General features: G+C 69.9%; 12 protein-coding genes and 1 pseudogene. 9 read left to right on the top strand and 4 right to left on the bottom strand.

Annotation, left to right across the window (positions count from 1 at the left end; translation table 11 throughout):
- Positions 1 to 106 precede the first annotated feature (106 nt).
- Positions 107 to 3,109 carry a bifunctional [glutamine synthetase] adenylyltransferase/[glutamine synthetase]-adenylyl-L-tyrosine phosphorylase gene (locus tag ACVW19_RS08965; protein WP_457458184.1) on the top strand — a complete coding sequence of 1,001 codons (3,003 nt, stop codon included), beginning with the start codon at positions 107 to 109 and terminating at the stop codon, positions 3,107 to 3,109.
- Here ACVW19_RS08965 and ACVW19_RS08960 read toward each other — a convergent pair.
- Together ACVW19_RS08960 and ACVW19_RS08955 are read right to left on the bottom strand one after the other, a co-directional pair.
- On the bottom strand, positions 3,106 to 4,116 hold the full coding sequence (locus ACVW19_RS08960; RefSeq protein WP_457458182.1) for a phosphatase PAP2 family protein: 1,011 nt from the start codon (positions 4,114 to 4,116) through the stop codon (positions 3,106 to 3,108). The two genes, ACVW19_RS08965 and ACVW19_RS08960, sit on opposite strands and share 4 nt — an antisense overlap.
- Positions 4,117 to 4,247: 131 nt before the next feature.
- Positions 4,248 to 5,282, bottom strand: coding sequence for a LacI family DNA-binding transcriptional regulator (locus ACVW19_RS08955; protein WP_457458181.1), 1,035 nt, complete (start codon positions 5,280 to 5,282; stop codon positions 4,248 to 4,250).
- Positions 5,283 to 5,761: 479 nt separating this feature from the next.
- Here ACVW19_RS08955 and ACVW19_RS08950 point away from each other — a divergent pair, with 479 nt between their 5' ends.
- The 3 genes and pseudogenes from ACVW19_RS08950 (at position 5,762) to ACVW19_RS08940 (ending at position 9,060) form a co-directional block, all read left to right on the top strand.
- Complete coding sequence (locus tag ACVW19_RS08950; protein ID WP_457458180.1) at positions 5,762 to 7,033, top strand: extracellular solute-binding protein; 1,272 nt, start codon at positions 5,762 to 5,764, stop codon at positions 7,031 to 7,033.
- 96 nt (positions 7,034 to 7,129) lie between these two features.
- Entirely contained in the window at positions 7,130 to 8,134 is a 1,005-nt protein-coding gene (locus ACVW19_RS08945; protein WP_457458178.1) for a carbohydrate ABC transporter permease, read from the top strand.
- 13 nt (positions 8,135 to 8,147) lie between these two features.
- Positions 8,148 to 9,060, top strand: a pseudogene (locus tag ACVW19_RS08940) (sugar ABC transporter permease).
- A gap of 159 nt (positions 9,061 to 9,219) precedes the next feature.
- On the opposite strand, the gene ACVW19_RS08935 reads toward ACVW19_RS08940, so the two are convergent.
- Entirely contained in the window at positions 9,220 to 10,428 is a 1,209-nt protein-coding gene (locus ACVW19_RS08935; protein ID WP_457458176.1) for an RNA-guided endonuclease InsQ/TnpB family protein, read from the bottom strand.
- Positions 10,429 to 10,568: 140 nt separating this feature from the next.
- On the opposite strand from ACVW19_RS08935, the gene ACVW19_RS08930 reads away from it, so the two are divergent.
- The 5 genes from ACVW19_RS08930 to ACVW19_RS08910 all read left to right on the top strand — a co-directional run bounded on the left by ACVW19_RS08930 (position 10,569) and on the right by ACVW19_RS08910 (position 20,312).
- Positions 10,569 to 12,251 carry a glycoside hydrolase family 13 protein gene (locus ACVW19_RS08930; RefSeq protein WP_457458174.1) on the top strand — a complete coding sequence of 561 codons (1,683 nt, stop codon included), beginning with the start codon at positions 10,569 to 10,571 and terminating at the stop codon, positions 12,249 to 12,251.
- A gap of 79 nt (positions 12,252 to 12,330) precedes the next feature.
- A complete protein-coding gene (locus ACVW19_RS08925) occupies positions 12,331 to 12,717 on the top strand; it encodes a hypothetical protein (protein ID WP_457458172.1) in 387 nt (128 codons plus the stop codon).
- 186 nt (positions 12,718 to 12,903) lie between these two features.
- Positions 12,904 to 14,277, top strand: coding sequence for an alpha-amylase (locus ACVW19_RS08920; protein WP_457458171.1), 1,374 nt, complete (start codon positions 12,904 to 12,906; stop codon positions 14,275 to 14,277).
- A 203-nt stretch (positions 14,278 to 14,480) separates the two neighbouring features.
- Positions 14,481 to 19,895, top strand: a complete 5,415-nt coding sequence (gene pulA / locus ACVW19_RS08915) for a pullulanase-type alpha-1,6-glucosidase (protein ID WP_457458169.1) — start codon at positions 14,481 to 14,483, stop codon at positions 19,893 to 19,895.
- 54 nt (positions 19,896 to 19,949) lie between these two features.
- Entirely contained in the window at positions 19,950 to 20,312 is a 363-nt protein-coding gene (locus ACVW19_RS08910) for a 5-carboxymethyl-2-hydroxymuconate Delta-isomerase (RefSeq protein ID WP_457458167.1), read from the top strand.
- A gap of 39 nt (positions 20,313 to 20,351) precedes the next feature.
- On the opposite strand, the gene ACVW19_RS08905 is transcribed toward ACVW19_RS08910, so the two are convergent.
- Positions 20,352 to 21,047, bottom strand: a complete 696-nt coding sequence (locus ACVW19_RS08905; protein ID WP_457458165.1) for a TetR/AcrR family transcriptional regulator — start codon at positions 21,045 to 21,047, stop codon at positions 20,352 to 20,354.
- Between the last annotated feature and the right edge of the window lie 38 nt (positions 21,048 to 21,085).

Here is a 21,085-nt window from a genome sequence, read left to right as displayed (position 1 = left end):
GCGCCCCGGAACCCGTCGCACGCCGTCCCGGGGCCGGGCCCCGAAGGTGCCGATAGGCTCGTCGCCAGTACGACCACCGTGATCCGAGGACCGAGGGAGGCCGGGGATGACGTCGGCGCCGGGGCGCAGGAGCAGTACCTTCACACGGCTGCTGCGGCACGGTTTCACCGACCCGTCCGCCGCCGAGCGGCTGCTGGACGGACCCGAGCTGATGCCCGTGCGCGACGACCCGGTGCTGCTGGAGGCGCTCGGCGCGACAGCCGACCCCGATCTCGCACTGCACGGGCTGGTCCGGCTGCTGGAGGCGCAGACCACCGCCACCGACCGGCAGGAAGTGCTCGACACGCTGATCGCCGCCAAGCCGCTGCGCGACCGGCTGCTCGGTGTGCTCGGCGCCTCCGAGGCCCTGGCCGACCACCTCGCCCGGCACGCCGGCGACTGGCGGGCACTCGTCACGTACGAGGCGCGGGACCTGCACCCCGGCCTGACCGAGTTCGAGGACGGCCTCGCCGGCGTCACCGACCCCGTGTCGCTGCGCGTCGCCTACCGGCGCTGCCTGCTGTCCATCGCCGCCCGGGACGTCTGCGGCACCACCGAGGTGTCCGAGACCGCCGCCGAACTCGCCGACCTGGCCACCGCCACCCTGCGGGCCGCCCTCGCGCTCGCCGAGGCCGACGCCCCCGAGGACACCGCCCTGTGCAGGCTCGCGGTGGTCGCACTGGGCAAGTGCGGCGGGCACGAGCTGAACTACGTGTCGGACGTCGACGTCATCTTCGTCGGTGAGGCGGTGGGGGGCGCCGACGAGGACAAGGCCCTGCGTGCCGCGACCCGGCTGGCCTCGCACATGATGCGGATCTGCTCCGAGAACACCGTCGAGGGCACCATCTGGCCCGTCGACGCCAACCTGCGGCCCGAGGGACGCAACGGCCCCCTCGTCCGCACCCTCGCCTCGCACCGCGCCTACTACCAGCGCTGGGCCAAGACCTGGGAGTTCCAGGCGCTGCTCAAGGCCCGCCCGGTGGCCGGCGACCTCGCCCTCGGCGAGGAGTACGTCGCCGCCCTCCAGCCGCTGGTGTGGCAGGCCGCCGAGCGGGACAACTTCGTCGCCGACGTCCAGAAGATGCGCCGCCGGGTCGTCGAGAACATCCCCACCGCCCAGGTCGACCGCCAGCTCAAACTAGGCCCCGGCGGGCTGCGCGACGTCGAGTTCGCCGTGCAGCTGCTCCAGCTGGTGCACGGCCGCACCGACCCCTCCCTGCGCAGCGGCACCACCCTCGACGCGCTGAAGGCCCTCGCCGCCGGCGGCTACGTCGGTCGCGCCGACACCGCCCAGCTCGACGCCGCCTACCGCTTCCTGCGCTCGCTCGAACACCGCATCCAGCTGTACCGGCTGCGCCGCACCCACCTGGTCCCGGAGGACGAGGCCGAACTGCGCCGCATCGGCCGATCCCTGGGCATGCGCAACGACCCGGTGACGAGCCTGACCCGCGAGTGGAAGCGGCACGCCACCGTCGTACGGCGGCTGCACGAGAAGCTGTTCTACCGGCCGCTGCTCGACGCGGTCGCCCAGCTCGCCCCCGGCGAGGCCCGGCTCAGCGCGGAGGCGGCCCGGGAGCGGCTGGTCGCCCTCGGGTACGCCGACCCCGGCGCCGCCCTGCGGCACCTGGAGGCGCTGGCGTCCGGCGTGACCCGCAAGGCGGCCATCCAGCGGACCCTGCTGCCCGTGCTGCTCGGCTGGTTCGCCGACTCCGCCGACCCGGACGCCGGCCTGCTCAACTTCCGCAAGGTCTCGGACGCGCTCGGCAAGACCCCCTGGTACCTGCGGCTGCTGCGGGACGAGGGCGCCGCCGCCGAGAACCTGGCCCGGGTGCTGTCCGCCGGACGGCTCGCCCCCGACCTGCTGATGCGCGCCCCCGAGGCGGTGGCCCTGCTCGGCGACGGGGAGGCCGGGGGCCTCAGGCCCCGCTCCCGCGCCCACCTGGAGCAGGAGATCCTCGCCGCGGTCCGCCGCGCCGACGGCGCGGACCAGGCGGTCACGGCCGCCCGCGGGGTGCGCCGCCGCGAGCTGTTCCGTACGGCCGCCACCGACATCGTCGGCTCCTACGGCACCGAGTCCCAGCCCGCCGAGGCCGACCAGGGCGCCCTGGTGGACCTGGTCGGCGGCGCCGTGTCCGACCTGACCGCCGCCACCCTCGCCGGTACCCTGCGCGCGGTCGTCCGGGAGGGCTGGGGGGACATCCTCCCCACCCGCTTCGCGATCATCGGCATGGGCCGCTTCGGCGGCCACGAGCTGGGCTACGGCTCCGACGCGGACGTCCTGTTCGTCCACGAACCGCGTGACGGCGTGGACGAGCGGGAGGCGGCCGACGCGGCCGGCAAGGTCGTCGCCGAGATGCGCCGACTGCTCCAGCTCCCCAGCGCCGACCCGCCCCTGCTCATCGACGCCGACCTGCGTCCGGAGGGCCGGTCCGGGCCGCTGGTGCGCACCCTGAAGTCGTACGAGGCGTACTACCGCCGCTGGTCCCTGGTGTGGGAGCGGCACGCGCTGCTGCGCGCCGAGCACGTCGCCGGCGACGAGGACCTCGGCCGCCGCTTCATCGAGCTGATCGAACCGCTGCGTTACCCGGCCGCCGGGCTCGACGAGGAGGCGGTGCGCGAGATCCGCCGTCTGAAGGCCCGGATGGAGTCCGAACGGCTGCCGCGCGGCACCGACCCCAAACTGCACGCCAAGCTCGGCCCGGGCGGCCTGTCCGACGTGGAGTGGACCGTGCAGCTGATGCAGCTGCGGCACGGCGCGCGGGAGCCCGCTCTGCGCACGACCAGGACCCGGGAGGCGCTGGCCGCCGCCCACGCGGCGGAGCTCATCTCCGAGGAGGACGCGGCCACCCTCGACGAGGCGTGGGTGCTGGCCACCGGCGTGCGCAACGCGGTCATGCTGGTCCGCGGGCGGGCCGGCGACACCTTCCCCACCGACCCCCGCGAACTGGCCGCCGTCGGCCGCTACCTGGGCTACGGTCCGGGCCGCGCCGGCGACATGCTCGACACGTACCGGCGCACGACCCGCAGGGCGCGAGGCGTGATGGAGGAACTGTTCTACGGCGGGTCCTAGGGCCTGTCCGGGGCGCGGGAGCCGCCCGGGGCAAGGGCGGAGTCCGGCGTACGGGGGGCCACCACGCCCGTCTTCCCGCTGTCCGGGACCCTGCTGTCGGGGCTGTCGGGGCTCTCGCCGCCGCCGGTGTCTTCGGAACCCCCGCTCCCGCCGCCCGTGCCGGTGAGGCTTCCGCCGTCGTGGTCCGGCACGAGTCTCGGCAGGGCGTACGGGCGGCCGCCGTACCAGACCGTCGCCAGCGCGTAGCCGAAGGCGAGACAGAGCAGGCCGCCCACCGCGTCCAGCCAGAAGTGGTTGGCGGTGGCGACGATGACCACCAGCGTGCCCGCCGGATACAGCAGCCCCAGGACCCGTGCCCACGGGACGGTCGCCAGCGCGAAGATGGTCAGCCCGCACCACACCGACCAGCCGATGTGCATCGACGGCATCGCGGCGTACTGGTTGGACATGTTCTTCAGGTCGCCGGAGGCCATCGACCCCCACGTCTCGTGGACCACGACGGTGTCGACGAAACCGCCGCCGTTCATCAGGCGCGGCGGGGCGAGCGGGAACAGGTAGTAGCCGACCAGGGCGACGGCCGTGGTCGAGAACAGCACCGTCCGGGTCGCCGCGTAACGGCCGGGATGGCCACGGTAGAGCCACACCAGGACACCCAGCGTGACCACGAAGTGCAGTGTGGCGTAGTAGTAGTTCATGCCGACCACGAGCCAGGTCACCGAGTTCACCGCGTGGTTGACCGACTGCTCGAAGGCGAGACCGAGCTGCTGCTCCAGGTCCCAGAGCCGGTCCGCGTTGCGCAGCGCCTTGGACTTCTGCTCCGGCACGGCGTTGCGGACGAGTGAGTACGTCCAGTAACTCACCGCGATCAGCAGGATCTCGAACCACAACCGCGGCCGGCGGGGAGTGCGCAGGCGGCGCAGGAACCTCCGCCCCGCCCCGTTTTCGACGGGGTGCGCTGCGGCCCGGTCCTCCCGGCCGTTCAGCGTGGTCACCGTCGTTTCACCCATGGGCACAGAGTCTGCCAGAAAAGCCCCTTCCGCAGATCATCCCCCGGTCGGGGCCGACCCGCATGTTCTCCCCCGGGCAGCGGCCCACGGTCTCCTCCCGGGGCGGTGCGCGCGATGACGTGCCCTCCGGCCTAAGGGCGATTTCGGTCCCCAGGGGCCGAAGCGGTCGAACCGCGCACCACCAGCTCCGGCATGAACACGAACTCACTGTGCGGGGCGGGCGTCCCGCCGATCTCCTCCAGCAGGGTGCGCACCGCGGCCTGGCCCATCGCCGGGACCGGCTTGCGGACCGTGGTCAGCGGCGGGTCGGTGAAGGCGATCAGCGGGGAGTCGTCGAAGCCGACCACCGAGATGTCCTTCGGCACGTCCAGACCGCGCTGCCGCGCCGCCCGTATCGCACCCAGCGCCATCATGTCGCTGGCGCACACCACCGCCGTGCACCCGCGGTCCATGAGCGCGCTGGCGGCGGCCTGGCCGCCCTCCAGGGTGTACAGGGAGTGCTGGACCAGCTCCGTCTCCACGGTCCGGGCGTCCAGGCCCACCTGGTCCTGCATGGCGCGGACGAAGCCCTCGATCTTGCGCTGCACGGGCACGAACCGCTTCGGCCCGAGCGCCAGCCCGATGCGGGTGTGACCGAGGGAGGCCAGATGCGTGACCGCGAGCGCCATCGCCGCCCGGTCGTCGGGGGAGATGAACGGCGCCTGCACCTTCGGGGAGAAGCCGTCGACCAGCACGAACGGCACACCCTGGGCGCGCAGCCGCTCGTAGCGCTGCATGTCGGCGGTGGTGTCCGCGTGCAGTCCGGAGACGTAGATGATGCCGGCCACCCCCCGGTCCACGAGCATCTCCGTCAGCTCGTCCTCCGTCGACCCGCCCGGGGTCTGGGTGGCGAGCACCGGCGTGTAGCCCTGACGGGTCAGCGCCTGCCCGATGACCTGGGCCAGGGCCGGGAATATCGGGTTCTCCAGCTCCGGGGTGATCAGGCCCACCAGGCCCTCACTGCGCTGCCGCAGCCGCACCGGGCGCTCGTAGCCCAGGACGTCGAGGGCGGCGAGCACGGACTGGCGGGTGGTGGCGGCGACGCCCGGCTTGCCGTTGAGCACGCGGCTGACGGTCGCCTCGCTCACCCCGGCCTGAGCGGCGATGTCGGCAAGACGTGTGGTCACAGCACGGGACTGTATCGGCCGGCCCACTCGTTGCACACCGGACGGACGCCTGGTGCGCCCGGTCGAACGGCCCGCTGCGGGCTGCTGGGTCATCGCTGTCCCTCATGTCTTGACATGTCATGGCAAGTCGCGGTCGGCATGTCGTGATCGGCGTCCGCACCGCAACGGATGATTCCCCCGACGGAAACGGATGGCAAGTACTTGCAGAGTCTTGCACAACAGTCCGAACCCCGGTCCTGCGACCGGAAACCCGGGGTCGCACGGTGGTCGGGGAGCCACCCGGACCGGGTCAAGGGGAGGTCACGGCACCATAACTGTCGAGCCTTCTTGCAAAATTTTTCAGCAAGGTCTTTCGGATCGGTTGCATCGCTGTTACGTTCACGTCGCCCGGCGGCCCCATCGGCGCGGCCGGCAGTCGGCAGGACGGCAGACGGGGCCGCACCCTGCACACCCGGGCTTCACACCCTCAAGGAGTACTCATGCGGCGTGGCATAGCGGCCACCGCGCTGGTGGCGTCCCTCGCCCTCACAGCGACGGCCTGCGGCGGAGACAGCGACAGCGGCGACAAGGCCGACGGCCCGGTCACCATCACCTGGTGGGACACCTCCAACGCGACCAACGAGGCACCGACCTACAAGGCCCTGGTCAAGGAGTTCGAGGCGGCCAACAAGGGCATCAAGGTCAACTTCGTCAACGTCCCCTTCGACCAGGCGCAGAACAAGTTCGACACCGCCGCCGGTTCCAAGGGCGCCCCCGACGTGCTGCGCTCCGAGGTCGGCTGGACCCCCGCCTTCGCCAAGAAGGGCTTCTTCCTGCCGCTGGACGGCACCGAGGCGCTGAAGGACCAGGCCGCGTTCAAGCCCAACCTGATCGAGCAGGCCAAGTACGAGGACAAGGTCTACGGCGTCCCGTTCGTCACGGACACCCTAGCCTTCGTCTACAACAAGGAACTGTTCGAGAAGGCCGGCGTCGAGGCTCCCAAGTCCTGGGACGACCTGAAGAAGGCCGCCGCCACCATCAAGGACAAGACCGGCGTCGACGGCTACTGGGGCTCCACCGCGGGCTACTACGCCCAGTCGTTCCTCTACGGCGAGGGCACCGACATGGTCGACGCCGACGCCAAGAAGATCACCGTGAAGTCGGCCGAGGCCAAGAAGGCCTACGGCACCTGGCTGGACCTCTTCGACGGCAAGGGCCTGCACAAGGCCGACGTCACCGCCGACGCGTACGCCCACATCCAGGACGCGTTCATCAACGGCAAGGTCGCCTCGATCATCCAGGGCCCGTGGGAGATCACCAACTTCTACAAGGGCTCCGCCTTCAAGGACAAGGGGAACCTGGGCATCGCCACCGTCCCGGCCGGCTCCACCGGCAAGGCGGGCGCCCCGACCGGCGGCCACAACCTGTCCGTCTACGCCGGGTCCAGCGAGGCGAAGCAGGAGGCCGCGCTGAAGTTCGTCAACTTCATGACCTCGGCCAAGGCGCAGGAGACCATCGCCCTGAAGAACTCCACGCTGCCCACCCGTGACGACGCCTACACCGACGAGGTCAAGGCCGACCCGGGCATCGCCGGCTACCAGACGGTCCTCGAGGCCGCCCAGCCGCGCCCGGCCCTGCCCGAGTACAGCTCGCTGTGGGTTCCGATGGACGACGAACTGCCCCAGATCGCGGGCGGCAAGAAGTCCCTGGACAAGGGGCTGAACGACGCGGAGATCGCCATCACCAAGCTGGTGCCGGACTTCAGCAAGTAACCGCCCGAGTGGCCGCCGGACCCGCTTCCAGGAGGGGAGGGTCCGGCGGCCACCGGCCTGTGCCGAACCCCTTGATCATCCAGAAGGTGCCGAACCATGACAGTCGCCATCGACCGCGCGACCGGCAAACGCCGCGGTGACCGCGCGCCCCGCCCCGGCCCGGTCAGCCGCCTGAAGCACGCCTACCAGAAGTACTGGTACGCCTACGCCATGATCGTGCCCGTGGTCGTCGTGCTCGGCGCCATCGTGCTGTACCCCCTGGCCTACGGCTTCTACCTCACCCTCACCGACGCCAACAGCCTCAACTCGGCCCGCACCATCGGCGTCAACGAGATCGAGGCCACCTACAAGTTCGTCGGCCTGGACAACTACGCCGACATCCTGTGGGGCGAGACGGCGTACGACCGCTTCTGGTCGCACTTCATCTGGACGATCGTATGGACGATGGCCTGTGTCGTCCTGCACTACACCATCGGCCTGGGCCTGGCCCTGCTGCTCAACCAGAAGCTGCGGGGCCGCACCTTCTACCGGCTGATCCTGATCCTGCCGTGGGCCGTGCCGACCTTCGTCACCGTCTTCGGCTGGCGGTTCATGCTCGCGGACAGCGGCATCATCAACTCGGGCCTGGAGTCCCTGGGCCTGCCGACACCGCTGTGGCTGGAGGACACCTTCTGGCAGCGGTTCGCCGCGATCATGGTCAACACCTGGTGCGGTGTGCCGTTCATGATGATCTCCCTGCTCGGCGGGCTCCAGTCCATCGACGGCGCCCTCTACGAGGCGGCCGAGATGGACGGTGCCAACGCCTGGCAGCGGTTCCGGCACGTCACCCTGCCGGGCCTCAGGTCGGTCAGCTCCACCGTCGTGCTGCTCGGCGTCATCTGGACCTTCAACCAGTTCGCCATCATCTTCCTGCTGTTCGGCAACACCGCCCCGGACGCGCAGATCCTCGTGACCTGGGCCTACCAGCTGGGCTTCGGGCAGCAGCCACGTGACTTCGCGCAGTCCGCCGCCTACGGCATGCTGCTGCTGGCCGTCCTGATCGTCTTCACCTCCTTCTACCGCCGCTGGCTGAACCGCAATGAGCAGCAGCTCGCGATCTGAGGCAGGAGCCCCCATGAGCACCACCACCGTCAAGACCGCGGCTCCGACGGACCGTCCGGCCGGCGAGAGGACCCCGCCCGTGAAGGTGCGCGGGCGCGGGGGAACGCGGTCCGCTGGCCAGTCTCACCTCGCACGGCATCCTGGTCGCGGCGAGCCTCATCGCGCTGTTCCCGGTCGCCTGGCTGGTCTTCCTGTCCCTCGGCCCGGACAAGGACGACTACCTCCGCCCCGGCGGCATCTGGGGCAAGATGACGCTGGACAACTACGCGTTCGTGCTGCAGGACACGAACTTCTTCCACTGGCTGAAGAGCTCGCTGATCGTCTCGCTCGGCACCACGGTCATCGGCGTCCTCGTCGCCGCCACCACCGGGTACGCCGTGTCCCGGATGCGGTTCCCGGGATACAAGAAGTTCATGTGGGCCCTCCTGGTCACCCAGATGTTCCCGGTGGCCGTCCTGATGGTCCCGATGTACCAGATCCTTTCCGACCTTCAGCTGATCGACACCTATCTCGGCCTCATCCTCGTCTACTGCTCGACCGCGGTGCCGTACTGTGCCTGGCTGATGAAGGGCTATTTCGACACCATTCCGTTCGAGATCGACGAGGCGGGCCGGGTCGACGGGCTGTCCCCGTTCGGCACGTTCGCGCGGCTGATCCTGCCGCTGGCCAAGCCGGGCCTCGCGGTCGCTGCCTTCTACAGCTTCATCACCGCGTTCGGCGAGGTCGCCTTCGCCACGACGTTCATGCTGGACGACACGAAGTACACGCTCGCCGTCGGCCTGCAGAGCTTCGTCAGCGAGCACGACGCCCAGCGCAACCTCATGGCCGCCACGGCGGTCCTGATCGCGATACCCGTCTCCGCGTTCTTCTACCTCGTGCAGAAGAACCTGGTGACCGGCCTCACCGCGGGCGGCACGAAGGGCTGACCATTGCGCCCTCGTACGAGGACCCCCGCGCGCCCCGAGCGCGCGGGTGGCGGCCGCGGCGGCCCGAACCGACCCCGCCGGCCACCGCGGCCGCCTTCTCTCCTCGTTTACTGCACCACTCCGGTGACACGAACAGGACGACTTGACTTTCTCCTCCGCCTAGAGGCGAGGGATTCCCGCCTTCGCAGGTGGGGCTTCCTGTTTCACCGACGACCGCCCCGTCCGGGAGGACTCCCGTTGAGGTCTTACACCGTCTCCACAGGCAGACACGGCCAGCCCGGCCGCCAGGATGTTGCGTGCCGCATTCACGTCGCGGTCATGCACCGTGCCGCAGTCGCACGTCCACTCACGGACGTTCAACGGCAGCTTCTCGCGGACCGCGCCGCAGGTCCCGCACAGCTTGCTGGACGGGAACCAGCGGTCGATCACGACGAGTTCGCGCCCGTACCAGGCGCACTTGTACTCCAGCATGGAGCGGAGTTCCGTCCAGGCCGCATCGGAGATGGCGCGCGCGAGCTTGCCGTTCTTCAGCAGGTTGCGGACGGTGAGGTCCTCGATCACGACCGTTTGGTTCTCGCGGACGAGTCGAGTGGTGAGCTTGTGCAGGAAGTCCCGGCGCCGGTCGGCGATTCGGGCGTGAACGCGGGCGACACGACGGCGGGCCTTGGCCCGGTTGTTCGAGCCCTTGACCTTACGGGACAACTCCCGCTGCGCTCTGGCCAGCCTCGCGCGGTCGCGCCGCTCGTGTTTCGGGTTCGCGACCTTCTCCCCGGTCGACAGGGTCACCAAGGACGTAAGACCCACGTCGATGCCGACCGCGTCCGTCGAGGCCGGAGCCGACGCGATGGTGTCCTCACACAGCAAGGACACGAACCAGCGCCCCGCAACATCACGGGAAATTGTTACCGTCGTGGGCTCCGCACACTTGGGCAGCGGACGCGACCAGCGGACGTCCAGCGGCTCGGTCATCTTCGCCAGTGTCAGCTTCCCGTTGCGCCAAGTGAACCCGGAACGGGTGTACTCGGCCGATGCACGCGACTTCTTCCGGCTCTTGAAGCGCGGGTACTGAGCGCGCTTGGCAAAGAAATTCCCGAACGCGGTTTGGAGATGGCGCAGGGCCTGCTGGAGCGGTACGGAGGACACCTCGGTCAGGAAGGAGAGTTCTACGGTCTTCTTCCACTCCGTCAGCGCGGCGGACGCCTGCACGTAGGAGACGCGGCGCTGCTCCCCGTACCAAGCGCGGGTGCGCTCTTCCAGTGCCTTGTTGTAGACGAGGCGGACGCAGCCGAACGTGCGGGACAGCTCCGCTGCCTGTTCGTTCGTGGGATAGAAGCGGTACTTGAACGCCCGCTTCACCTGCTGCGACATACCTCACATTTTATCAGCTTCCGTGTGAGTGGAGTACGTTGGGTGGCCGGCAGAGCGTGCTTCGCCGCTGCGCGGCTCCACTCCGAGGAAGCGCTTCCTCCCCGCCCTGAAGGACGGGGTTTCCACGCAAGGAGATTCCGATGAGCCAGCAGCACTCCACATCCCCGGCCGCATCCGCCGCCGTCGCCACCGCCACCAGGCGGCGTGATTGGTGGCGCGAGGCGGTGATCTACCAGGTGTACCCGCGCAGCTTCGCCGACAGCAACGGCGACGGCATGGGCGACCTGGAGGGCATCCGCTCCCGCCTGCCGTACCTGCGCGACCTCGGGGTGGACGCCGTGTGGCTCAGCCCCTTCTACGCCTCGCCGCAGGCCGACGCCGGCTACGACGTCGCCGACTACCGCGCGGTCGACCCCATGTTCGGCAACCTGCTCGACGCGGACGCCCTGATCCGGGACGCCCACGAACTGGGCCTGCGGATCATCGTCGACATCGTGCCCAACCACTCCTCCGACCAGCACGAGTGGTTCAAGCGGGCACTCGCCGAGGGCCCCGGCTCGCCGGCCCGGGACCGCTACCACTTCCGGCCCGGCAAGGGCGCGAACGGCGAACTGCCGCCCAACGACTGGGAGTCGATCTTCGGCGGCCCGGCCTGGACCCGGGTCACCGAGCCCGACGGCACCCCGGGGGAGTGGTACCTGCACCTCTTCGCCCCCGAGCAGCCCGACTTCAACTGGGAGCACCCCGCCGTCGGCGACGAGTTCCGCTCCATCCTCCGGTTCTGGCTGGACATGGGCGTCGACGGCTTCCGCATCGACGTCGCCCACGGCATGGTGAAGGCCGAGGGCCTGCCGGACCTGGGATCGCACGAGCAACTGAAGCTGCTGGGCAACGATGTCATGCCGTTCTTCGACCAGGACGGCGTGCACGACATCTACCGGCAGTGGCGCCTCATCCTCGACGAGTACTCGGGCGAGCGCATCTTCGTCGCCGAGGCATGGACGCCGACCGTCGAGCGCACCGCCAACTACGTCCGCCCCGATGAACTGCACCAGGCCTTCAACTTCCAGTACCTGGGCACCCACTGGGACGCGGAGGAGCTGCGCGAGGTCATCGACCGCACCCTGGACGCCATGCGCCCGGTCGGCGCCCCCGCCACCTGGGTGCTGTCCAACCACGACGTCACCCGGCACGCCACCCGCTTCGGCAACCCGCCCGGTCTCGGCACCCAGCTCCGGCTGCCCGGCGACCGCGAACTGGGCCTGCGCCGGGCCCGCGCGGCGACCCTCCTGATGCTGGCGCTGCCCGGCTCGGCCTACGTCTACCAGGGCGAGGAACTGGGCCTGCCGGACGTCGTGGACCTCCCCGACGAGGTCCGCCAGGACCCGGCGTACTTCCGGGGCGCCGGCCAGGACGGCTTCCGCGACGGGTGCCGGGTGCCGATCCCGTGGACCCGCGCCGGTTCCTCGTACGGCTTCGGGTCCGGCGGCAGCTGGCTGCCGCAGCCGGAGAGCTGGGGCGAGCTGAGCGTCGAGGCGCAGACCGGGACGGTCGGCTCCACCCTGGAGCTGTACCGCGCCGCGCTCGCCGTGCGCCGGGAACAGGCCGACCTGGGCGCGGGCGACACGGTGGAGTGGCTCCCGGCCCCGGAGGGCGTACTCGCCTTCCGCCGCGGCGAGTTCGTGTGCGTCGCGAACACCACGGGGGAGCCGGTGACGACTCCGGCGTACGGTCGGGTACTGCTCACCAGCGCCGACGCGGACCTGGCGGACGAGGGAAGGAACGTGCCGGGCGACACGACGGTGTGGTTCACCACGGGCTGATGCTCACGAGCGGGCCGAGGGCCCGCCGCTTCCTGACGGGGCGGCGGGCCCTCGGCCTGTGATGAGCAAGGATTCCACCATGCAGTACATACGACACGCCAAGGGCGCCCTCGCCGTCGTCGCCGCCACCGCGGCCTGCCACGCCCTCATGTCCGCCGGCTATGCGTGGGCCCGCGACAGTGCAGCCGCGAGCGGGGACACGATATTCTCCGGCGCCTTCGAGTTCTTACTCACCACGGCCGCTTCCTGGGCTCTGATGCCCTTCCTGCTGTGGGCCGGTATGCGGGTGATGGGCGAGACCGGCAACGCCGTGCTCGTGCTCGTCGGGGGGCTGGTCTGGGTGGGGTTCTCCGGGTACTGCATCGACGACATCGACTTCCCGGGCGGGCACATGCCGATCCTCGCCCTCGCCGCCTACGTTCTTCTCGGTACAGGGCTGGCCGGGGTCGGTCCCGGCCGCCGCTGAGGCTCCCCGACAAGGACGTCGCGCAAGCCGGCGGACCGGAATTCTTGCCGCAACTTCGTTCGAGGTGCTGCCCTTTCGGAGGGTGAAGCTTTAACATCTGCGTCACGCAAGGTTTCTGAAGGTTTCAGCAAGAAGCTTCAGGGACTTCGCACTCCCCACACCCTTCGATGAAGAAGGACACCCCACATGGCACGCAGAACCCTCGCCGGGGTCGCCGCGCTCGCGGTCGCCTCGGTTGTCATGACCCCGACTGTCGCGCAGGCCGCGCCGCCCGGGAGCAAGGACGTCACCGCCGTCCTGTTCGAGTGGAACTTCAACTCGGTCGCCCGCGAGTGTACGAACACCCTCGGCCCCGCCGGGTACGGATACGTCCAGGTCTCCCCGCCCGCCGAGCACATACAGGGCTCGCAGTGGTGGACGTCGTACCAGCCGGTGAGCTACAAGATCGCCGGCCGGCTCGGCGACCGCACCGCGTTCCGGAACATGGTGAACACCTGCCACGCGGCCGGTGTGAAGGTCGTCGCCGACACGGTCATCAACCACATGTCCGCGGGCAACGGCACCGGCACCGGCGGCTCGGCGTACACCAAGTACAACTACCCGGGCCTGTACTCCTCGAACGACTTCGACACCTGCACCTCGGAGATCACCAACTACCGCGACCGCTGGAACGTCCAGAACTGCGAGCTGGTCGGTCTCGCGGACCTCGACACCGGTGAGGAGTACGTACGGGGGAAGATCGCCGGGTACCTCAACGACCTGCTCTCCCTCGGCGTCGACGGCTTCCGGATCGACGCGGCCAAGCACATGCCGGCCGCCGACCTCGCCAACATCAAGTCCCGGCTCTCCCACCCCGGCGTCTACTGGAAGCAGGAGGCCATCTACGGCGCCGGCGAGGCCGTCCAGCCCAGCGAGTACACGGGGAGCGGAGACGTCCAGGAGTTCCGCTACGCGTACGACCTCAAGCGGGTCTTCAACAACGAGAACCTCGCCTACCTGAAGAACTACGGCGAGGGCTGGGGCTACATGAACAGCTCCGTCGCCGGTGTCTTCGTCGACAACCACGACACCGAGCGCAACGGCTCCACGCTCAGCTACAAGGACAACGCCAACTACACCCTGGCCAACGTCTTCATGCTGGCCTGGCCCTACGGCGCCCCGGACATCAACTCCGGCTACGAGTTCTCCTCCACGGACGCCGGCCCGCCGAACGGCGGTCAGGTCAACGCCTGTTGGCAGAACGGCTGGAAGTGCCAGCACGCCTGGCCGGAGATCAAGTCCATGGTCGCCTTCCGTAACGCCACCCGCGGCCAGGCCGTCACCAACTGGTGGGACAACGGCAACGACGCGATCGCCTTCGGCCGGGGCAACAAGGGCTTCGTGGCCGTCAACCACGAGTCCGGCTCCCTGACCCGCACCTACCAGACGTCCCTCCCGGCGGGTACGTACTGCAACGTCCAGAACAACACGCAGGTGAGCGTGAACGGTTCGGGGCAACTGACCGCCACCCTGGGCTCGAACACGGCCCTCGCGGTGTACGCGGGCAAGTCCTCCTGCTGAACGCGCGCCGGTCGCACCGCCGTTCACGGGGGTGGTGCGACCGGCGTCCGCATGCAAATCCTTACCGTTACTTTCAAGACCCTTGCTGTAAAGCTTTCAACGGCGATAGCGTCACGCCCGGAGCCCGGTGACATGGCCGAAACAGGCCGCGCCGTGGCGTGGGGTCGGATCCAAACGTGCCGTAATCACAAGGAGTTCACGCCTTGATACCCAGATGGCCCGCGCCCCCGGGGCGCCGCACCGCGAGGGGGAGGCGGGTCGCCGCCGTCACCGTGGCCGCGCTCGCCGTGGCCCTCGTGCAGCCGCTCTCCGCCGGAGCCGCCACACCGCCCAAGCCCCCGTCCGACGCCCGACTGGCGAAGGAGCCCGCGCGGCACGACCTGACCCGGGAGCAGTTCTACTTCGTGCTGCCGGACCGGTTCGCCAACGGTGACACGAGGAACGACCGTGGTGGGCTCACCGGTTCGCGTCTGACCACCGGGTACGACCCCACCGACAAGGGCTTCTACCAGGGCGGCGACCTCAAGGGCCTCACCCAGAGGCTCGACTACATCAAGGGGCTCGGCACCACCGCCATCTGGATGGCGCCGATCTTCAAGAACCAGCCCGTCCAGGGCACCGGCAAGGACGCGAGCGCCGGCTACCACGGGTACTGGATCACCGACTTCACCCAGGTCGACCCGCACTTCGGCACCAACAAGGACCTCGAGACCCTCATCGACAAGGCCCACGCCAAGGGCATGAAGGTCTTCTTCGACGTCATCACCAACCACACCGCCGACGTCGTCGACTACGAGGAGAAGTCCTACGACTACCTCTCCAAGGGCGCCTTCCCCTACCTGACCAAGGACGGGAAGCCCTTCGACGACGCCGACTACGCCGACGGTTCGGGCAAGTTCCCGCACGTCGACGCCGGTTCCTTCCCGCGTACCCCGGTCGTCCCCGCCGCGAAGAAGAACGTCAAGGTTCCGGCGTGGCTCAACGACCCGGCGATTTACCACAACCGGGGCGACTCCACCTTCGCCGGGGAGTCCAGCGAGCACGGCGACTTCTCCGGCCTCGACGACCTGTGGACCGAGCGTCCCGAGGTCGTCGACGGCATGGAGAAGATCTACCAGCGGTGGGTGAAGGACTTCGACATCGACGGCTTCCGGATCGACACCGTGAAGCACGTCAACATGGAGTTCTGGACCCAGTGGGCCACCGCCCTGGACGCCTACGCGGCCAAGAGGGGCCGGGACGACTTCTTCATGTTCGGCGAGGTCTACTCCGCCGACACGGACGTCACCGCCCCGTACGTCACCGAGGGCCGCCTCGACGCCACCCTCGACTTCCCGTTCCAGGAGGCGGCCCGCCAGTACGCCTCCCGGGGCGGCAGCGCCCAGAAGCTCGCGGCCGTCTTCGGCGACGACCACAAGTACACGACCGACAAGGCCAACGCCTACGAGCAGGTCACCTTCCTCGGCAACCACGACATGGGCCGCATCGGGACGTTCCTCAAGCAGGACGACCCGAAGGCGTCCGACGCCGAACTGCTGAAGAAGGCCATGCTCGCCAACGAGCTGATGTTCCTCAGCCGCGGCAACCCGGTCGTCTACTACGGCGACGAGCAGGGCTTCACCGGCGCCGGCGGTGACAAGGACGCCCGCCAGACCCTGTTCGCGTCCCGCACCGCCGACTACCTGGACGACGACCTCATCGGCACCGACCGCACCCACGCCGAGGACACCTACGACACGAAGTCCCCGCTCTACCGGCAGATCAGCGCCCTCGCGGGGCTCCGCAAGGCCCACCCCGCCCTCACCGACGGCGTCCAGCAGCAGCGGTACGCGGCCGACGGCCCCGGCGTCCACGCCTTCTCCCGCACCGGCACGGAGAAGGACACCACCGAGTACGTGGTCGCCTTCAACAACGCCGACGAGGCGAAGAAGGCCACCTTCGCCACGAACTCGGCCCGCATGACGTTCCGCGGCATCCACGGCACCGGCGCCTCCGTGACCAGCGGCGCCGACCGGAAGATCACCGTCACCGTCCCGGCCGGCGCGGCGATCGTGCTCAAGGCCGCGGGCAGGCTCGCCCAGCCCGCCGCGAAGCCCACGCTCACCCTGAAGGCCCCCGAGGCCGGCGCCACCGGCACCGTCGAACTCACCGCCGACGTCGAGGGCGGACAGCTCAACCGCGTCGTCTTCGCCGCCCAGACCGGCAACGGGAAGTGGCAGACCCTCGGCTCCGCCGACCACGCCCCCCACAAGGTCACCCACACCATCGGCGCGGACGTCCCCGCCGGCACCGCCCTGCGCTACAAGGCCGTCGTGATCGACTCGGCCGGACGCACCGCGAGCGCGACGGCCGCCTCCACCACCGGCATCCCGCCCGTCGAGGCGCCGCCCTCCGCCGCCTCCCGCGACCACGCGATCGTCCACTACCAGCGCGCCGACGGCGACTACGACGACTGGGGCCTGTACGCCTGGGGCGACCTCGCCGAGGGCGAGGCCACCGAATGGCCGGACAGCCACCCCTTCACCGGCCGCGACGCCTACGGCGCCTTCGCGTACGTCAAGCTCAAGCCGGGCGCGTCCGACGTCGGCTTCCTCGTCATCGACAAGGACGGGAACAAGGACGTCTCCACCGACCGCACGATCGACGTCACCAGGACCGGTGAGATCTGGATCGAGCAGGGCAAGGAGACCGTCACCACCGAACGCCCCGAGTACCCGGCGCAGGACACGACCAAGGCGGTGCTCCACTACCACCGCGCGGACGGGAACTACGACGGCTGGGGTCTGCACACCTGGGCCGGCGCCGCGAACCCCACCGACTGGTCGAACCCCCTGAAGCCGGTGAAGACTGATCCCTATGGCGCGGTCTTCGAGGTGCCGCTCACCGAGGGTGCCACCAGCCTCAGCTACATCATCCACAAGGGCGACGAGAAGGACCTCCCGTCCGACCAGTCGCTCGACCTCAAGGCGAACGGCCACGAGGTGTGGCTGGTGAGCGGCCAGGAGAAGTACCTGCTGCCGCAGCCCGCCGGTTCCGCGGCCGCCCTCGACCTGACCACCTCCAAGGCGGTCTGGATCGACCGGGACACCGTCGTCTGGAACGGCTCCGACGCCGCCGCCTCCACCCAGCTCCTCGCCTCCCGCACCGGCTCGATCAGGGCGCAGGACGGCACGCTCACCGGCGGCGACGACACGCGCGTGCTCCGGCTGACCAAGACGTCCCTCACCGACGCCCAGCAGGCGAGGTTCCCGCACCTGAGGGGCGACACGGCCTGGACCGTCGACCCGCGCGACCGGGACCGCGTACGCGAGGCCCTGCGCGGCCAGGTCGTCGCCTCCCAGCGGGCCGCCACCGGCGCCGTGCTCGCCGCGACCGGGGTACAGATCGCGGGCGTCCTCGACGACCTGTACGCGGCCGGCGCGACCAGGGCGCAGCTCGGCCCCGTCTTCCGTGACGGCCGGCCCACGCTCTCCGTGTGGGCGCCGACCGCGCAGCACGTCTCGCTGGAGATCGGCGGCTCCACCGCCCGCATGCAGCGCGACGAGGCCACCGGCGTCTGGTCCGTCACCGGTCCGAAGTCCTGGAAGGGCAAGCCCTACCGGTACGTCGTGAAGGTGTGGGCGCCCAGCACCCGCGAGATCGTCACCAACAAGGTCACCGACCCGTACTCGCTGGCCCTGACCACCGACTCCAAGCGCAGCCTCGTCGTCGACCTCGGCGACCGCGAGCTCGCCCCCAGGGGCTGGTCGGACCTGGACAAGCCGAAGGCCGTACCGCTCAAGGACGCCCAGATCCAGGAGCTGCACATCCGCGACTTCTCCGTCGAGGACCGCACGGCGAAGCAGCCCGGCACCTACCTCGCCTTCACCGAAAAGGACAGCGACGGCTCGAAGCACCTGCGGGAGCTGGCGAAGGCCGGCACCTCGTACGTGCACCTGCTGCCCGCGTTCGACATCGCCACCATCCCCGAGAAGAAGTCCGACCAGGCCACCGTCGACTGCGACCCGGCCTCCTTCCCGGCCGACTCCGACAAGCAGCAGGAGTGCGTGGCGAAGGCCGCCGCCAAGGACGCCTACAACTGGGGCTACGACCCGTACCACTACACGGTCCCCGAGGGCTCCTACGCCACCGACCCGGAGGGCACGACCCGCACGGTCGAGTTCCGGAAGATGGTCAAGGCGCTCAACGAGGACGGCCTGCGCGTCGTGCTGGACGTCGTCTACAACCACACCGCGGCGAGCGGCCAGGCGGACACCAGCGTCCTGGACCGCATCGTGCCCGGCTACTACCAGCGGCTGCTCGCCGACGGCTCCGTCGCCAACAGCACCTGCTGCGCCAACACCGCGCCCGAGAACGCCATGATGGGCAAGCTCGTCGTCGACTCGGTCGTCACCTGGGCCAAGGAGTACAAGGTCGACGGCTTCCGCTTCGACCTCATGGGCCACCACCCGAAGGCCAACATGCTCGCCGTGCGCAAGGCCCTCGACGCGCTGACCCCGAAGAAGGACGGCGTCGACGGCAAGAAGATCATCCTGTACGGCGAGGGCTGGAACTTCGGCGAGATCGCCGACGACGCCCGCTTCGAGCAGGCCACGCAGCAGAACATGGCCGGCACCGGCATCGCCACCTTCTCCGACCGGGCCCGTGACGCCGTCCGCGGCGGCGGCCCCTTCGACGAGGACCCCGGCGTCCAGGGCTTCGCGTCCGGCCTCCACACCGACCCGAACTCCTCCAAGAGCAACGGCACCGAGACCGAGCAGAAGGCCCGGCTCCTGCACTACCAGGACCTGATCAAGGTGGGCCTGAGCGGCAACCTCGCCGAGTACCGCTTCACCGACACCGACGGCAAGGAGGTCAAGGGCTCCCAGGTCGACTACAACGGCTCGCCCGCCGGATACGCGGCCGTGCCGGGCGACGCCCTCGCCTACGCCGACGCGCACGACAACGAGTCCCTGTTCGACGCGCTCGCCTTCAAGCTGCCGGTCTCCGTGAGCGCCGACGACCGGGCGCGCGCGCAGGTCCTCGCCATGGCGACGGCCACCCTGTCCCAGGGCCCGGCGCTCTCCCAGGCCGGCACCGACCTGCTGCGCTCCAAGTCCCTGGACCGCAACTCCTACGACAGCGGCGACTGGTTCAACGCCATCCACTGGAACTGCGCCGCGGGCAACGGCTTCGGCCGCGGTCTGCCGCCGGCCGCCGACAACGCCGACAAGTGGCCCTACGCCACACCCCTGCTGGGCGCGGTACAGGTCGGCTGCCCGCAGATCGAGGGCGCCTCGGCCGCGTACCGGGACCTGCTGAAGATCCGTACGTCGGAGAAGGTCTTCTCCCTCGACACCGCGGAGCAGGTGCAGTCCCGGCTGTCCTTCCCGCTGTCCGGCAAGGACGAGACACCCGGCGTGATCACGATGCGGCTCGGTGACCTGGTCGTGGTCTTCAACGCCACGCCGGAGCGGCAGAAGCAGCGCGTCGACGCCCTCGCCGGCACCGGCCACCGCCTGCACCCGGTGCAGGCCGCGGGGTCGGACCCGGTGGTGAAGACCTCGTCCTACGCGGCGAAGACCGGCACCTTCACCGTCCCGGCCCGCACGGTCGCGGTGTTCACCACGACCGGCTGACCGGACGGCTGCGGCTAGGGTGGGCCCTCCGACCTGCAACTGGAGGGCCCACCGATGCCGCAGATCACCGTCGACTACTCCGATCAGCTGAAGGCCGGCTTCGACTTCGACCGGCGCGCCTTCGCACGGGACCTGCACACCACCGTGGTGGAGATCGCGACGGCGAGACCGGCGGCGTGCAAGACCCGGTTCCGCCGGACCGAGGACGTCGTGGTCGGCCCCGACATCGACGGCCACGCCCTGGTGCACGTCCACATCGGACTGCTCCCCGGGCGGACCGAGGAGACCAAGGCCCGGCTCACCGAGGCCGTCCTGGAACTGGTCCGGCAGCATGTGAAGTCCCTCGACGGCACGATGCTGCACGCCTCCGCGGAGGTACGCGAGCTCGACGCTTCGTACCGGAAATTCGAAGAGTAGGGGCGTAGGGCCGTAGGGGAGCAGCAGCCGGGCGGCCGGTCAGGACGAGGACGCCAGCGCGATCAGCCGGGTGACCAGGTCGGTGAACGGCCCGTCACCCGGCTCGTCCTTGAGCAGGCCGCGCAGCAGTGTGCTCAGCTCCTCGTCGTGCGCCGCGGCGACGGCGGCGAGCGCCGCGAAGTCGTGCACCAGCTGGGCCTCCAGCTCGGCCCGCGGTATGCGCCGGCCGTCCAGCCAGATCAGCGCCGTCGACTCGGCGAGCGAGATCCAGGAACGCACCACCAGATCCAGCTGCGCGGGCGGGTCCACCGCGCCCATGTGCGACAGGATCTGTTCGTACGCCCGCTGCCGTACGGAGTCGACCAGCGCGTTGGTGGTCGATGAGCCGACCGCCGGGCCGCCGCGCATCAGGGCGGAGAAACCCGGCCCGTGCTCGTCGACGAAGTCGAAGTACCGGCCCATCACGCGCAGCAGCCGAGCCCCCAGCGGGCCCTCGTGCGGCTCCACGAACCGCGACGCGAGGTCGTCCGAGGCACGCCTCAACGCGGCCTCGTAGAGGCTGAGTTTGCCGGGGAAGTAGTGGTAGACCAGCGGGCGCGAGATACCGGCCGCCGATGCGATCTCGTCGATGGAGACGTCGTCGGGCGAGCGACGGCTGAACAGTTCGAGGGCGACGCCGATCAACTGCTGCCGGCGCTCCTCGACTCCCATTCTGCGGCGTGCCCCGGTAGTCATACCCACAGCCTACCGATCGATTCCGGACTCGAACGGTC

The sequence above is a fragment of the Streptomyces sp. TE5632 genome, from assembly GCF_054061295.1.
The sequence above is the reverse complement of the archived record's forward strand: the minus strand, read 5'-3'. Positions and strand labels throughout refer to the sequence as shown.

Bases quoted from the DNA above. Each gene is read 5' to 3' on its own strand.
- ACVW19_RS08965 (WP_457458184.1), top strand. From the start codon at position 107: ATGACGTCGGCGCCGGGGCGCAGGAGCAGTACCTTCACACGGCTGCTG.
- ACVW19_RS08960 (WP_457458182.1), bottom strand. From the start codon at position 4,116: ATGGGTGAAACGACGGTGACCACGCTGAACGGCCGGGAGGACCGGGCC.
- ACVW19_RS08950 (WP_457458180.1), top strand. From the start codon at position 5,762: ATGCGGCGTGGCATAGCGGCCACCGCGCTGGTGGCGTCCCTCGCCCTC.
- ACVW19_RS08945 (WP_457458178.1), top strand. From the start codon at position 7,130: ATGACAGTCGCCATCGACCGCGCGACCGGCAAACGCCGCGGTGACCGC.
- ACVW19_RS08935 (WP_457458176.1), bottom strand. From the start codon at position 10,428: ATGTCGCAGCAGGTGAAGCGGGCGTTCAAGTACCGCTTCTATCCCACG.
- ACVW19_RS08930 (WP_457458174.1), top strand. From the start codon at position 10,569: ATGAGCCAGCAGCACTCCACATCCCCGGCCGCATCCGCCGCCGTCGCC.
- ACVW19_RS08925 (WP_457458172.1), top strand. From the start codon at position 12,331: ATGCAGTACATACGACACGCCAAGGGCGCCCTCGCCGTCGTCGCCGCC.
- ACVW19_RS08920 (WP_457458171.1), top strand. From the start codon at position 12,904: ATGGCACGCAGAACCCTCGCCGGGGTCGCCGCGCTCGCGGTCGCCTCG.
- ACVW19_RS08910 (WP_457458167.1), top strand. From the start codon at position 19,950: ATGCCGCAGATCACCGTCGACTACTCCGATCAGCTGAAGGCCGGCTTC.
- ACVW19_RS08905 (WP_457458165.1), bottom strand. From the start codon at position 21,047: ATGACTACCGGGGCACGCCGCAGAATGGGAGTCGAGGAGCGCCGGCAG.